Genomic DNA, 14,074 nt, shown 5'->3' with positions numbered 1-14,074 from the left:
CCAGACATGTCCAGTTGCCTTGATGCCGCCCGCCCGGAAACAGCTCCGGCAGAAATCTCCAGGTTCCGGCCTGCCATCCACTTCACGGCAAGGGATACCTGGCTGAACGATCCCAACGGCCTGGTGTTCCACGACGGCCTGTACCACCTCTTCTACCAAAACAACCCCTATGGCAGCGTCTGGGGCAACATGTCCTGGGGCCACGCCACCTCCCGTGACCTGCTGCACTGGACGGAACACCCGGTGGCGATTGCGTGCGACGAGACAGAGGACATCTTCTCCGGCAGCGTCGTGGTGGACCGCGGCAACACGGCCGGTTTCGGCACGGCGGACGCACCCGCCCTGGTGGCCATCTACACCAGTGCCTTCAAAGCCGCGTCAGAACTGAACGGCACGCAGGCCCAGTCCCTCGCGTACAGCACCGACGGCGGCATGACGTGGCAGAAATACGACGGAAACCCTGTCCTCACCAGGAATTCGGCGAACTTCAGGGATCCCAAGGTGTTCCGCTACCAAGGGGAGCTGGGCGCGTACTGGGTCATGGTCGCGGTCGAAGCGCATCACCAGCAGGTGGTCTTCTACCGTTCGGATGACCTCAAGTCGTGGGATTTCCTGAGTGATTTCGGCCCGGCCAACGCCGACGCCGGTGACTGGGAGTGCCCCGATCTTTTTCCCCTCGCAGTGGACGGGGACCCGGCCAACACCAAATGGGTCCTGATCGTCAACGTCAACCCCGGCGCAGTGGCTGGGGGATCCGGTGGCCAGTACTTCGTGGGCCAGTTCGACGGCGCCCGGTTCGTTCCGGACGCAGGTTCCCTCGTGGCTCCGGCCGGGCTGCGTACCGTCCCGGACCCCTCGGAGGCTTCGGCCGCGCTGCGGCAGTGCCTGTGGCTTGACTGGGGACGCGACTGCTACGCCTCCGTTTCGTTCAGCAACGCCCCGGATGACCGGCGCATCATCATCGGCTGGATGAACAACTGGGACTACGCCAACGAACTGCCCACAGCCCCATGGCGCTCTTCCATGACCCTGGCCCGCGAACTGCGTCTCACCGCAGTCGATGGCTGCGCCCGCCTGGTCCAACAGCCGGTCCTGCCGGAACCCGGCACAGGGGGAGCACTGCCCGCCGCAGGGGAGCACCTGACCGTGGAAACGGTTGAGCTGCGGAACGAAGCCCTCCGCCTGCCGGACCCCGTACCCGGCAGTGCCCAGGTCATCGAGGCTGACATACTGCCCGGCACGGCGGACCGGATCGGGTTCCAATTCTTCGGAAACAGCGACGGCACCGCCGGCGCCATCCTCAGTTACGACCCAGCAACTGCCCAACTCATCCTTGACCGCAGGCAGTCGGGAAACACTGGCTTTCACGGGAAATTCGCTTCGGTTGAGTCCGCGCCGGTCCACCTTGAAAACGGTGTCCTGAAGCTGCTGATTGTCGTGGACCACTGCTCGGTCGAAGTCTTCGCCCAGGGCGGCAGGACGGTCCTGACCGATCTCATCTTCCCAGGCCCCGGCAACACGGAGAACCGGCTGACGGTCGACGGAGGCCCGGCAACAATACTCAAGCTCGCCGTCAGTGAACTTGCTTAACGGTTCGCCCTCGCCCAACGAAAGGTCCAAAAAGATGCCAACAGTCCAGCAGGCTGCCGACCCAAGGCAGGGCATCGACGTGGTTGTTGTCGGTGAAGCCCTCATGGACATCGTGGTCACGCCGCGGGGCACCGTGGAGCACCCCGGCGGGTCGCCGGCCAACGTGGCCTATGGGCTCGGGCGGCTGGGGGCAAGCACGGCATTGTTCACCTCGATCGGCGACGACCACCACGGCTCCGCCATCGAACAGCACCTCCAAAGCGCGGGAGTCCAACTCCTGCCGGGTTCCCGGGTCCGCGGCGCAACCTCTACGGCCACCGCGGTTCTGGCGTCCGACGGTTCCGCCCAGTACGACTTCAACATCCGGTGGGACCTCCCACGGACCGCCCCGGCGGTCCTTCCCAAAATCCTGCACACCGGTTCGCTCGCCTCCTTCCTGGCACCGGGAGCGCAAGGAGTCAGGGAGCTCCTTGAGCAGTCCCACGAGCGCTGCGTGGTCACCTACGATCCCAACATCCGCCCTGCCCTGCTCGGCAGCCACTTTGAGGCAAAGACCGTCTTCGAGGAACTTGTTCCGTTCACGGAGGTGGTGAAACTCAGCGATGAGGACGCCCGCTGGCTCTATCCGCGGCTGGCCGTGGATGACATCGCACAGCGAATCGTTGGGCTTGGGGCCGGTCTCGTCGCCGTCACCATGGGCGCGGAAGGATCCCTGCTCACAACAGGTGGCGCACGGGTGGAAGTACCGTCCGTCAGGTCGGCGGTGGTGGACACCATCGGGGCCGGCGACTCGTACATGGCTGCCCTCATCTACGGACTGCTTATGCGCGGAGCAGACGGGCTGGCACCGTCGGTGCTGGAGTCCCTGGGCCGCATGGCATCCAAGGCAGCGGCCATCACGGTGCGCCGCCCAGGGGCCCACCCTCCAACACTGGAGGAACTGCGGGAGGACCTTCCCGAGCATCAGCCGGTGGCCCCATGAACACCACGACACAAAGGGAAGAAGCCATGTCCAGCAACAACTACTACGACGTGACGACGTGGCCTGCCGGCGACCCGTTCGAGGACGTCGGTGAAGTCATCAACAGCATCATCGATGACATCAAGCACCGGCAGGCCGCCACCGATGCGAACAGCGGCGGAAAACCCGGCGCGGTGATCTACATACCGCCGGGGGACTACCGGCTGCGTACCCAGGTGCTGATCGACATCAGCTTCCTCAAGATCCAGGGATCGGGACACGGGTTTACGTCCTCCAGCATCCGGTTCAACGTTCCCGAAGACGACTGGCCCAACCTGCACGAGCTGTGGCCCGGCGGCAGCCGCATCCTGGTGGACATTCCCCTCAGTGGCGGCAGCGGGGAATCCCAAGGCGCCGCCTTCTACGTGGAGCGAACCGGGAGCCCGCGGATCAGCTCGGTGGAGTTCTCCAATTTCTGCATTGACGGGTTGCACTTCAGCCCGGACGGCTCGGGGATGCATCCGGAGAACACGTACGTCAACGGCAAGACTGGCATCCATGTGGCGAACGCGAATGACTCGTTCCGCGTCAACGGCATGGGATTCGTGTACCTCGAGAACGCCCTGACCATCTACAACGCTGATGCGCTTTCCATCCACGACAATTTCATCGCCGAATGCGGAAGCTGCATTGAACTGCGCGGGTGGGGGCAGGCGTCAAAGATCACTGACAACCTGATCGGGGCAGGCTTCAAGGGCCACTCGATCTACGCGGAGAAGCATGGCGGCCTCCTGGTCACCGCAAACAACGTCTTCCCCCGGGGTGCCAGCAGCATCCGTTTCAACGGCGTCACGCGCTCAAGCGTCACCAACAACCGCCTGCATTCGTTCTACCCCGGCATGGTGGTGCTCGAAGCGAACAGTTCGGAAAACCTCGTGGCCACGAACCACTTCCTGCGCGACCATGAGCCATGGACCCCGTTCCAGGGAGTCGGGAACGGACTGGACGACCTCACAGGGCTTCTCTGCGTCAGCGGCAACAGCAACTCGGTGATCGGGAACCACTTTTCCGAGGTCATCGACGCGCACAGCGTCCGGCCGGCCGGCGCCACGCCGGTCATCATCCGGCTGATGGAGGGGGCGGGCAACTTCGTTTCCAACAACCATGTGGTGGCCCTTGACGTTAATGCCTCGTCGAGTGACTCCTGCTTCGAGGCCCAGGTGGGCGCCCTGCTGGCCACTGGCGCTGCCGACGGCCTCGCCGTGACGGCCGTCGTGGTCGATTCCGCGTCAACGCGGAACACCATCCTTGATTCCGGAACTGACGCCCAAATCAGCGCTGACAGGGCCGCGAATGCCGTCAGGGCCACCCCAACGGCCGGCTGACAACGACAAGCCGGCTGACAACGACAAGAGGTCCCCGGCGCCGGAATGCTCGCCGGGGACCTCTTGGCAGCGGGACGGTCAGTGCGTCAGGTCCTTGCCCTTGGTCTCAGGGATGGTGAACACAAATGCCGCGCTGACCACCAGCAGCAGCACTGCGTACGCATTGAACACCTGCGGCGCGCCAAGCGAGGAACCCAGCCACTGCTGCAGGTAAGGGGCGGTGCCACCGAACAGGGCCACGCAGATGGAGTAGGGGACGCCCACGCCTACGGTGCGGATGGACGTTGGGAACAGCTCGGCGTACACGGCGGGGACGATGGCTGCGCTCGCGGCGATGAACACCAGCATCACGGACATGGACACCGCCAGCTGCCAGGCCGAATCCTTCAGGAGCCAGGTCATGGGGAAGTGCAGCACTGCCGAGCCGATGGCGCCGGCCCAGAGGACTTTCTTGCGGCCGATGCGGTCGGACAGCTTGCCCCATACCGGCAGCGCGGCGATGAACACGATATTCGCGATGACGCCGGCCCACAATGCCTCGCCGCGGTCGATCTTCAGGGCGGTGGTGGCGTAGCTCGGTGCCACGACGCCCCAGATGTAATAAATGACCGTGAGGCCCACGGTCAGGCCGATGACCTGCAGCGCCTGCTTGCGGTAGCGGACAATCTGCGGCCAGATCCGCGCGCGCTTTTCGGTGACGGCTTCGCCCTGGAAGGCCTCGGTTTCGTGCAGCCGCGACCGCATGATCAGCGCGTACAGGCCCATGGCGGCACCGATGAGGAACGGCACTCGCCAGCCCCACGCGTTCATCGCCTCGGTGCTCAGGGCCATGTTCAGCACGGCTCCCAGCAGCGTGCCGAAGAGGATGCCCACCGTCCCCGACGTGTAGATCAGGGTGGCCCAGAAGCCGCGGTGCTCCTTGGGAGCCATCTCGGACAGATACGTTTGCGACGACGGCAGCTCACCGCCGTGCGCCAGGCCCTGCACCAGCCGGGCCACCAGCAGCATCAGGGAAGCGAACGCCCCGACGCTGGCAAAGGTGGGGGCGACGCCGATCATCAGGCTGCCCAGCGACGCGAGGCCGACGGCGAGCGTCATCGACGTCTTGCGGCCCACCCGGTCGCCGATCCAGCCGAAGAGGAAGCCGCCGAAGGGCCGGGCCACGAAGCCCACGGCGAAGATCGCCAGCGTGGACAGGACGGCCGATGCCGGGTCCGCTTTGCTGAACAGTTGGCTGGCAATGAACGGGGTAAACGTGGCGTAGATGGCCCAGTCGTACCACTCAACGGCGTTGCCGATGCCGGTGCCGACGACGGTCTTGGCGGTGGACATGCGTCCAGTCTGTGGCTTGGTTGCTGCAACGGACATGGTCTTCTTCCTGGTGGGTTGGGGCATGGTGGCGGTGCTGCCGGGCTAGGAGGCCTGCGAAAGGGCGGCCAGCCGGGAGATGGCGAGTTCCGCATAGAGGGCGGCCCCGTCAGCCAGCACGCCGTCGTGGAACGTTGCGTAGGGTGAATGGTTGAACGGCGAGGTTGCCGGATCGCCGCCCGGGGCCACGGCGCTGAGCCCCACAAAGGTGCCCGGTACCTCTTCGAGGACCCGGGAGAAGTCCTCCGAGCCGCTGAGGGGGGTGGCCCAGCGCGAGAGGCGGCGCTCGCCGAAGAGCTCGGTGATCACCTTTTCGGCGGTGTGGGTTTCGTCCTCGCTGGTGATGGTGAGGGGATACTCCTGCAGGTAGTCGACGGCGACCTCCACCCCGTGCGCGGCGGCGATTCCCTTGAGCAGGCGCGGCACGGCGTCCATCATCTTCAGGCGCGATGCTTCGGAGAACGTCCGGATGGTGGCCTCGATGCGGGCCGATTCGGGGATGACGTTCCGTTTGGTGCCGGCATGGAGCACGCCCACGGACAGGACCACGGGATCGAACATGTTGAACTGCCGGGTGACCATGACCTGCAGGGCAGTCACCATCTCTGCCGCCACGGTCACCGGATCCTTCGCCGAGTGCGGGGCCGAGCCGTGGCCGCCGGCGCCCAGCACCGTGACTTCCAGCCCGTCGGAGGCGCTGAGCATGACGCCGGGCTTGGTGCAGAAAGTGCCATGCGGTTCCAGTGAGGAGAACACGTGCATGCCGTAGGCCGCCTGGACGCGCGTGCCCGCGGCGTCCAGGACACCTTCCCGGAGCATGTAGCTGGCGCCGTCGAACCCTTCCTCACCCGGCTGGAACATGAGGACGACGTCGCCACGGAGTTGGTGCCTCTTCTCGGCCAAAAGGGTGGCGGCACCGGCGAGCATGGAGGTGTGCAGGTCGTGGCCACACGCGTGCATGGCACCGTCAGCCTGGGAGGTGAAGTCCACGCCGGTCTTCTCCTGGACAGGCAACCCGTCCATGTCGGCGCGAAGCAGGACGGCGGGGCGGACCGCGCTGTCCCCGGCATGGCTGTCCCCGGCACTGCTGCCGCCGTTCCCCTGCTCCCCGCCCGGGTGCCCGCCGCGCAGGACCGCGGTGACCGACGTCGTGTCCTTGCCCAGCGTGATCTCGTAGGGAAGTCCGTCCAGCGCCTGAAGGACCCGCTCCTGGGTGCGGGGGAGGTGCAGGCCAATTTCCGGCTGCCGGTGCAGGTCGTGGCGGAGCCGGATGAGGTCTTCCTGCAGGTCCTTGGCGTCGTCGGTTATGGGCACGTGTCACTCCTTGGAAATAGGCATCAGGGCTTGTGGACTATTCTGAAGTGGCGTGGTTCACATCAGGCGAAAGCGCTGGAATTATTCGTGGAATGCCGTCTGCGGGCAGGATTCGCGCATCAAAGAAAGGTGGTCCGATGGAGCTCAGTGAGGATGACCTTGCCCTGATCCAGGTCCTGCAGGCCGCGCCGCGCCTGGGGTGGACGGACGCTGCCAAGGTACTGGACGAGCATGCCACCACGCTGGCGGCCCGCTGGGAGCGCCTTACGGAAAGCGGGGCGGCGTGGGTGACGGCGCACCTGGCGGGTGACCCGAAGCAGATGCTCCTGGCCTACGTGGCGGTGGACTGCGAAATGAACCGCCGGGACAGTGTCACGGCGGAACTGGCTGCTGTTCCCGAGATCGTGACGGTGGAGGAGGCGGCCAGCAACCGCGACCTGATGCTGACCGTCATCACACGTTCACTGGAGGAGTTCAGCGACAAGATCATTACCCGCCTCAAAGCGGTTGAGGGGCTCACAAAATACCAGGTGGCCCTGTGCACCCGGCTGCACAGCAGTGGCGACGACTGGCGGTTGAATGTCCTGAGCCGTTCACAGTTGGCCACGCTGCGGACGCTTGGCTCCCCGGCTGCTCCGGATTCCGCTCGGCCCGGCCACCTTCCGCAGAGCCACCTCGACCTGCTGCCGTTCCTTGCCAGGGACGGCCGCGCGACGGCGGCTGGGATGGCCCGCTCCCTCGGACGGCACCCGGCAACCGTGCAGCGTCAGTTGAACCGCGTGCTGGCAAGCGGCATCCTGTCGTTCCGCTGCGAGATCGCCCAGCGGTATTCGTCGTTTCCGGTGACCTGCCAGTGGTTTGTCAACGTACCAGCGGGCCAGCATGAGGCGGCTGCCGCCGGGATCCGCACCATCAGCAATGTCCGGTTGAGTGCCTCCACCACCGGGCCCACCAACTTTGTCATCATCATGTGGCTCCACACGCTGGCGGATGTCATGTCCGCCGAACTGGCGCTGCAGCAGAAGGTGCCGGGCATCGAGATCGTGGAAAGTGCGGTGATGCTGCGCACCGTCAAGCGGGTGGGCTGGATGCTGAAGGAAGACACGACGGCGAGTGGCGCCATCGTGCATGCCGGAAGCCTGGGTGCCGCGGAGTGAGCGGGCATTGCGCCGCAACAGCGCACACGTCCCCTGGATAGCACGCTTCATCTTTAATAGTTCCGCATTACGGATTTATCTTTCCGGAAACATCTGTTTCCTACCGTTGGGGTGATCCTGCGGCGTCCGATGGCGCCGCCGTCCGAAGCAGGCGTCCTCCTGGATGACGTCCTCCCTAACGAACAGGCACCCCGCATGAAGACCACCGCGCCCGCACCGCAGCCGCAAGTTCCGGCATCCGCGCCACGCACGAAACCGCTGTACAGGTCCCTCTTCGTCCAGATCCTCGCGGCGGTGGTGGCGGGCATCCTGGTGGGCCACTTCTGGCCGGACCTCGGCGCAGGGCTCCGTCCGCTGGGCGACGGCTTCATCCAGCTGATCAAGATGATCATCGCGCCGCTGATTTTCCTGGTCATCGTCACCGGCATCGCCGCGGTCAGCGACGTGAAGGCCGTGGGCCGGGTGGGTATCAAGGCCCTGGCCTACTTCACGGGTGCCACCCTGTTCGCGCTGGTCTTCGGGCTGGTGGTGGGGAACCTGGTGCAGCCGGGAGCCGGGCTCAACATCGACCCCGCAACCCTGTCCCAGGATGCCCTCAATGCCAAAACCGCCACCGCCCCGCCCAAGGATGCCGGAGCCTTCCTGCTGGGCATCATCCCCACCAGCGTCATTGGCGCCTTTGCCGGCAACAACCTCCTGCAGGTCCTGTGCTTCTCCGTGTTCTTCGGGGCGGCGATCGTCGTCGTCGGACGTGAACGCTGCCTGCCGGTGATCACCCTGATGGAAACGGTGCTGGAACTGTTCTTCAAGATCATGGCCTGGGTGATGCGGGCAGCGCCGGTGGGTGCCTTCGGTGCCATGGCCTTCATCATCGGCCAGTACGGCCTCGATTCCCTGGGGACGTACGCTGTGCTGATTGCGGCCTGCTACGGCGCCGCGGTGGCATTCATCGGGCTGCTGTTCGTGGTGGCGTGGGCCTACCCGCGGGTGCCGCTGTGGCAGTTCATGAAATATACGCGCGAGGAGTTCCTCCTGGCGCTGGGGACGGCGTCCACGGAGTCCGTACTGCCCCGGATCATGACCAAGCTGACCAACGCCGGCTGCTCGCGTGCCACCACCGGGCTGGTGGTTCCCACCGGCTACTCCTTCAACCTTGACGGGGCCGCCCTGTACCTCTCCATCTCGCTGCTTTTCCTGGCGCAGGCATTTGGCTACAACCTGGACCTGGGCCAGCAGTTGGCGGCCCTGGGAGTCCTGATGCTGACATCCAAGGGCATGGCGGGCGTTCCCGGTTCCGCCTTCCTGGCCCTGTCCGCCACCGCGGGGGCGCTGGGCATCTTCCCGGTGGCCGGCGTCGCGCTGCTGCTGGGCGCCGACCGGCTGATGGACTCCATGCGCGTCGTGGTGAACCTGCTGGGAAACTGCGTGGCCACCTTTGTCGTGGCCAAGTGGGAAGGGCAGTTCGACCGCGCCGCCATGCTGCGTGCATTTGCCGGTGAAGGCACGACGGCGGAAGCGGCCGGGCAGCCAGCCCCCACCAAGGTGCCGCAAGAGGAAGCGCCGCGCTCCGCCGTCGGGCCTGCCCACCAAACCGCTGTGTCAGGCGGCGTCCCTGCGGAGCCCGCCGCGCCGGCGGTGGTCCCGTAGGTTCACCACCTCCTTCAGCCCCATGCTGCACAATGTCCCCATGACGTTTGCCAATGTGGGACTTCTTGGAACCAAGCCAGGCCAGCGCGACGCCCTCGTGGCCATCCTGCTCCGGCCCAAGCCCGGGATGAAGGAAGCCGGCTGCCTTCTCTATGAGGTGGGCATCAACGATGACCTGCCGGACACCGTCTTTGTTTCCGAACTCTGGGAATCCGCGGAAGCGCACCAGGCGTCGCTGGAACTGGCCAGCACGCGCGCCGCAATCGCCGAGGCGATGCCGCTGCTCTCAGGGGAGATGGGAGGCCACCGGTTTGCCGTTGTGGGGTCACCCCTGCGCTGACGGCGCCGGAGGCAGCCTGCCCAATAAACGGGTCTCCTGGACAGGGTGTTCTGTGATGAGTGGATTGCGGCGATTGGGGTAAGGGAGGACACATGAAACCGTTGCCCGCACTTGAGCTTGTCACCCGTTTCGAAGATGCCGAATGGCTTGACCCGTTGGCCAGGACTGTCCGGAAAGCCGTCAAGAAAGTCATCAAGCCCCAGTGGGCCCGGGACATCCTGCACGGCGTCCCCATCGGCCACCCGGTCCACCCCCTCGCTGTCCAGGTGCCGATTGGCGCCTGGGTCTCGGCGGGCGTGCTTGATGCCGTTCCGGGTGGCGAAAAAGCTGCCAGGTTGTTGATCGGTGTGGGCACCGCAAGCGTGCTTCCGTCCGCGCTGGCCGGGCTCATGGACTGGTCGCAGCTGCACCCGCAGCAGCAGCGGGTGGGCCTGGTGCACGCGGCGGCCAACGTCACGGCAACCGGCCTCTACATTGCATCACTCGTCCAGCGGGCCAGGGGCGGCCAGGGCGGCGGCAAGGTGCTTGCGTACCTGGGGCTCGCCACTGTGGGCGCCGGCGGGTTCCTTGGCGGGCACCTGACCTACCGCCAAGCCGCAGGGGTCAACCACAGCGAGGAGATTCCGCACCGCTTTCCCTCCGGCTGGCATCCGCTGTCCCCGCTGGCCGAACTGCCGGAGGGCGGCCTCCATAAGCGCGTCGTGGCCGGTATTCCGCTGCTGGTCCACCGCGAGGGCAACACCATCAATGTGCTGTCCGATGTCTGCAGCCACCTTTCCGGACCGCTTCACGAAGGCAAGATCAAGGACGTCGGCGGGGACGCATGCGTGGTCTGCCCCTGGCACCGGAGCACGTTCGCACTGCGCACGGGTGAAGTGAAGGCCGGTCCCGCCACGTCCAGGCAGCCGGTCTTCGAAACGCGCGTCACCGGGGACACCGTGGAAGTGTGCCTGCCCGGGGCCGACGGGTAGTGCGGGCGGACGGGTAGTAAGGACATTCGGCCCTACTGGCTGCTGTCACGCCGGGGAAAACTGGCTCCATGGGTTGGCTGCGTGTACGGTGAGTGACCTCCGGCAGGACATTGCGTCTCTCTACAAAACCCGCAAAGGAACTGTCGACTTCGTGGACGTTCCTCCGCTGCTCTTCGCTGTCGTCCAGGGTCAAGGGGACCCTGATGGGCCAGCATTCGCCGGGGCGGTGCAGGCGCTGTTTACCGTCAGCTACGCGGCACACTTTGGTCTTAAGAAGCAGTCCGGTGAGGTGACAAAAGTGATGCCCCTCGAAGCCTTGTGGTGGTTCGAGGACCCGGATCACACGGAGCCGCCGGAAGCCGTGAGCGCAGGCTTCACGGGACTCGGGGGCTTTGCCCGGGAGTCATGGCGCTGGCAGGCCATGATGGTGCAGCCTGAACCGATCGATGAAGCCCTTCTTGAGCGGGCCGTGGAAGAAGCCCGTCCCAAAGGGCTTCCCGGTTTGGAGTTGGTCCGCTTCGAGCGTTGGGAAGAGGGCCGCTGCGCGCAGGCGCTCCATATCGGTCCCTACGCGGATGAAGGCCAGACCATCGCCCTTCTGGACGCGGCCATCACGGCCGCCGGATTGAAGGTCCGGGGGCGGCACCATGAGATCTACCTCGGCGATCCGCGACGCAGCGAACCGGAAAAGCTGCGCACCTTGCTTCGCCACCCAGTGGTGTGATTCATGATGGTGCGGATTTCAGAACCACGGGAGATTGCCTCCGGAGTGGTCCTCATGACCACCGGCTCAGGGCCCATGGCCTCAAATCTCTACCTTGTGAGGTCAGGTTCCGCGTGGGTGATGGTTGACTGCGGATGGGCGGCCAGTGCGGAGCCGGTCCGCAAGGCTGTGGAAGACATGCTCGGATCCGGGACTGCGCCCGCAGCCATCTTCCTGACGCACATCCATCCCGACCACTCGGGCGCTGCCGGGGCCCTGGCACGGCGGTGGGACATCCCGGTGTTCGTCCACCAGGCTGAATTGCCCATGGCTGCCGGGCGGTACATCCCTGAGTTCTCCATGCCGTTGGACCGGTGGCTCATCGCCCCGTTCCTGTGGTCCCTGCCGGCCCGTGCACGCCGGCGGGTTGAAGCCGCAGGCGACATCACCGACGTGGTGCAGAGCCTGCCCCGGGACGGAAAAATGCCAGGTCTACCCGAGTGGGTCGCCGTCCCAACGCCCGGCCACACTGCCGGACACGTGGCCTACTGGCGATCCCGCGACGGTGTCCTGATCACTGGTGATGCTGTTGTGACGGTCAACTTGAACTCGATTCGCGGGCTCCTGCCGGGAAGACAGGATCTGTCCGGGCCTCCCTGGTACACCACGTGGAACTGGAAGCTGGCCATGGAATCAGCCAGGCGCCTGGCGGAGCTGGGGCCACGGTTGCTGGCACCCGGGCACGGACCGCCCCTTGCTATGGGGGTGGTGCCCGGGCTCCGGGCCCTGGCCGCCAGGGAGCGTGCCTTGCGGATTCCACTTCGTCGCCGCCTTGGGGGAGCGCCCGAGGCTGCATAGCCACATGGGCGTCGGCAGCAAACCAGGCATGCGTAACCGCTGCTCCGCCGCAGCCTGACGGTCAGTCTCAACCTACGTGGCCAGTCTTAGACGGCGAGGCGCTCCAGGAGCGCTTCCTCTAGGAGGCTTCGTTGCCCCGGGAGGGTGCCTGGTGGCCAGTGGGTTGGTCCGGGGTCTTGGTGTTCGGGGTTGTAGTGGCGGCCGGTGGGTGAGGTCCAGCCGGGTGGTCCGTTGTTGGTGGCGGGGTCGGGGGTCCAGGTGCGGGCGTGTTTCAAGCGGTGATGTTTGGGGCATAGCTGGGCCAGGTTCCGGACGGCTGTTCTGCCGCCGTGTTCCCAGGCTGTGCCATGGTCGGTGTGGTTGTCGGGGGTGTGGTTGCTGCAGCCGGGGAAGGTGCATTTCCGGTCCCGCATGCGGATCCATTGTTTGATGGTTTCGGGGAGCCGGNTGGTTGCTGCAGCCGGGGAAGGTGCATTTCCGGTCCCGCATGCGGATCCATTGTTTGATGGTTTCGGGGAGCCGGTAGCGGGTGCGTCCGATCTCCAGTGGTGCCCCGTCGCGGGGGTCGACCAGGACCCGGTAGAACGACTCCGCCCCGTCCGCGACAAGCCTCCGCGCCATCGACGCCGGGATCGGGCCCAGGCCGTCCAGCACGGCCGGCTCATCGGTCAGCCCGAGCAGCGCGAACACCGGCACGGTGACCAGGACATCGGCCCGCGGGGTGGGGACCTTGCCAACATCACCAGTGCTCCCTGTGCCGGAAACGCTGCCTGCGGCCGCCGTATCACCTGTAGCCCGTGCAGCCCCACCCGGAGCAGCCTCGGCCGTGGCCGTGGTGTTTCCTGCGCCGAGGAGGAGTGCTGCTGCGATGTCGGGGCGGAGTTGGGTGAGGGTGCGGGGCTCGTTAGGGCCCTGGAGGCCGCGGGCGGTGGCGGTGGTGCGGTTCCAGATGGCGCAGGCGGTGTCGCCGGGGAGGTAGAGCGAGAGCCAGGCCATGCCGTCGCGGTCCGGGGTGTATTCCATCCGCCGGTCCGCGACGCCTTTGGCGTGGCGTTTTTCGAGGGTTTCGGGGTGGTGGCGTTCCCGCCAGGCGCGGACCTTGGCGCGNGGGGTGTATTCCATCCGCCGGTCCGCGACGCCTTTGGCGTGGCGTTTTTCGAGGGTTTCGGGGTGGTGGCGTTCCCGCCAGGCGCGGACCTTGGCGCGGAACCGGGCGGGGACGAGTTCGCCGGGCGCGGCGCCGCGGGCGGGGTTGGGGGCGTCGGGGTCGAAGAAGTGCGCCACCAAGGCAGCAGCCCCGTCGGGGGTGAGGCCTTCGGTTTCGTCGGCGACAATCCTGGCATGCTGCCACGACACGGCACCGGCTGACAGGGCGCCCAGGAGCGGCGGCAGGGAACACATCCGCCGGGACTGCTCCACCAAAGCACCCGCCGCCCCAGAACTCACTGTCAGGACTCCGGCGATCTCCTCCACCGCGGACATCTCCGAAAACATGCGCTCATCCACCGGGGCGTCAGGGGCAAGCAGTGCCTGCTGGAAACCGACGCACTCCGCCGCATCGCGCGCCTTGACCGCCGCGAGCTGAGCCTCCAACCGCCACACGGCCGCCAACCGCTCCAGACACAACTCGTACCGCCGCTGCAACACATCAACAGCGGCACCTGCGACGGCCCCCAAACCAGCTGAATCGAGGGAAGCGTCTTCCAGAACCAGTACATCCAACGCAGCAACGGAGGCACGAACGCCCTCCATCACCGCCGCCAGGTCAGTACTGATTTCC

General features: G+C 66.1%; 11 protein-coding genes and 3 pseudogenes. 9 read left to right on the top strand and 5 right to left on the bottom strand.

Annotation, left to right across the window (positions count from 1 at the left end; translation table 11 throughout):
- Positions 1 to 6: 6 nt before the first annotated feature.
- Genes ASG79_RS12955 through ASG79_RS12945 form a run of 3 tightly spaced genes read left to right on the top strand, consistent with a single transcriptional unit; the run spans position 7 to position 3,936 of the window.
- On the top strand, positions 7 to 1,590 hold the full coding sequence (locus ASG79_RS12955) for a glycoside hydrolase family 32 protein (protein ID WP_056391679.1): 1,584 nt from the start codon (positions 7 to 9) through the stop codon (positions 1,588 to 1,590).
- Positions 1,591 to 1,624: 34 nt separating this feature from the next.
- Entirely contained in the window at positions 1,625 to 2,572 is a 948-nt protein-coding gene (locus tag ASG79_RS12950) for a carbohydrate kinase family protein (RefSeq protein WP_056391676.1), read from the top strand.
- Between the two features lie 26 nt (positions 2,573 to 2,598).
- A complete protein-coding gene (locus tag ASG79_RS12945) occupies positions 2,599 to 3,936 on the top strand; it encodes a NosD domain-containing protein (RefSeq protein WP_056391673.1) in 1,338 nt (445 codons plus the stop codon).
- 78 nt (positions 3,937 to 4,014) lie between these two features.
- Here the strand turns inward: ASG79_RS12945 and ASG79_RS12940 are convergent, their stop codons facing one another.
- The gene (locus tag ASG79_RS12940) at positions 4,015 to 5,304 is read right to left on the bottom strand and encodes an MFS transporter (protein WP_026266147.1); all 1,290 of its coding nucleotides are present in this window, start codon (positions 5,302 to 5,304) and stop codon (positions 4,015 to 4,017) included.
- A 45-nt stretch (positions 5,305 to 5,349) separates the two neighbouring features.
- Complete coding sequence (locus tag ASG79_RS12935) at positions 5,350 to 6,618, bottom strand: M20 metallopeptidase family protein (RefSeq protein WP_018771744.1); 1,269 nt, start codon at positions 6,616 to 6,618, stop codon at positions 5,350 to 5,352.
- 137 nt (positions 6,619 to 6,755) lie between these two features.
- Here ASG79_RS12935 and ASG79_RS12930 point away from each other — a divergent pair, with 137 nt between their 5' ends.
- The 6 genes from ASG79_RS12930 to ASG79_RS12905 all read left to right on the top strand — a co-directional run bounded on the left by ASG79_RS12930 (position 6,756) and on the right by ASG79_RS12905 (position 12,294).
- Positions 6,756 to 7,775 carry an Lrp/AsnC family transcriptional regulator gene (locus tag ASG79_RS12930; protein ID WP_082581753.1) on the top strand — a complete coding sequence of 340 codons (1,020 nt, stop codon included), beginning with the start codon at positions 6,756 to 6,758 and terminating at the stop codon, positions 7,773 to 7,775.
- A gap of 195 nt (positions 7,776 to 7,970) precedes the next feature.
- Positions 7,971 to 9,422 (top strand): cation:dicarboxylate symporter family transporter, encoded by a 1,452-nt coding sequence (locus tag ASG79_RS12925; protein ID WP_056392066.1) that lies wholly within the window; start codon positions 7,971 to 7,973, stop codon positions 9,420 to 9,422.
- Between the two features lie 40 nt (positions 9,423 to 9,462).
- Positions 9,463 to 9,762, top strand: a complete 300-nt coding sequence (locus ASG79_RS12920) for a putative quinol monooxygenase (protein WP_026266145.1) — start codon at positions 9,463 to 9,465, stop codon at positions 9,760 to 9,762.
- A 92-nt stretch (positions 9,763 to 9,854) separates the two neighbouring features.
- A complete protein-coding gene (locus ASG79_RS12915; RefSeq protein ID WP_056391668.1) occupies positions 9,855 to 10,733 on the top strand; it encodes a Rieske 2Fe-2S domain-containing protein in 879 nt (292 codons plus the stop codon).
- Between the two features lie 151 nt (positions 10,734 to 10,884).
- Positions 10,885 to 11,457, top strand: coding sequence for a GyrI-like domain-containing protein (locus tag ASG79_RS12910; protein WP_056391664.1), 573 nt, complete (start codon positions 10,885 to 10,887; stop codon positions 11,455 to 11,457).
- 3 nt (positions 11,458 to 11,460) lie between these two features.
- A complete protein-coding gene (locus ASG79_RS12905) occupies positions 11,461 to 12,294 on the top strand; it encodes an MBL fold metallo-hydrolase (RefSeq protein ID WP_056391661.1) in 834 nt (277 codons plus the stop codon).
- Positions 12,295 to 12,380: 86 nt separating this feature from the next.
- Here the strand turns inward: ASG79_RS12905 and ASG79_RS24145 are convergent.
- The 3 pseudogenes from ASG79_RS24145 to ASG79_RS24480 all read right to left on the bottom strand — a co-directional run.
- Positions 12,381 to 12,741 (bottom strand): annotated as a pseudogene (locus ASG79_RS24145) (HNH endonuclease signature motif containing protein); the annotation flags it as partial.
- Position 12,742: 1 nt separating this feature from the next.
- A pseudogene (locus tag ASG79_RS24140) lies at positions 12,743 to 13,401 on the bottom strand (DUF222 domain-containing protein); the annotation flags it as partial.
- A gap of 1 nt (position 13,402) precedes the next feature.
- Positions 13,403 to 14,046 (bottom strand): annotated as a pseudogene (locus ASG79_RS24480) (HNH endonuclease); the annotation flags it as partial.
- Positions 14,047 to 14,074 lie beyond the last annotated feature (28 nt).

The organism is Arthrobacter sp. Soil761 (genome assembly GCF_001428325.1).
Classification (GTDB): domain Bacteria; phylum Actinomycetota; class Actinomycetes; order Actinomycetales; family Micrococcaceae; genus Arthrobacter.
This window is presented reverse-complemented; position numbering and strand designations above follow the sequence as displayed.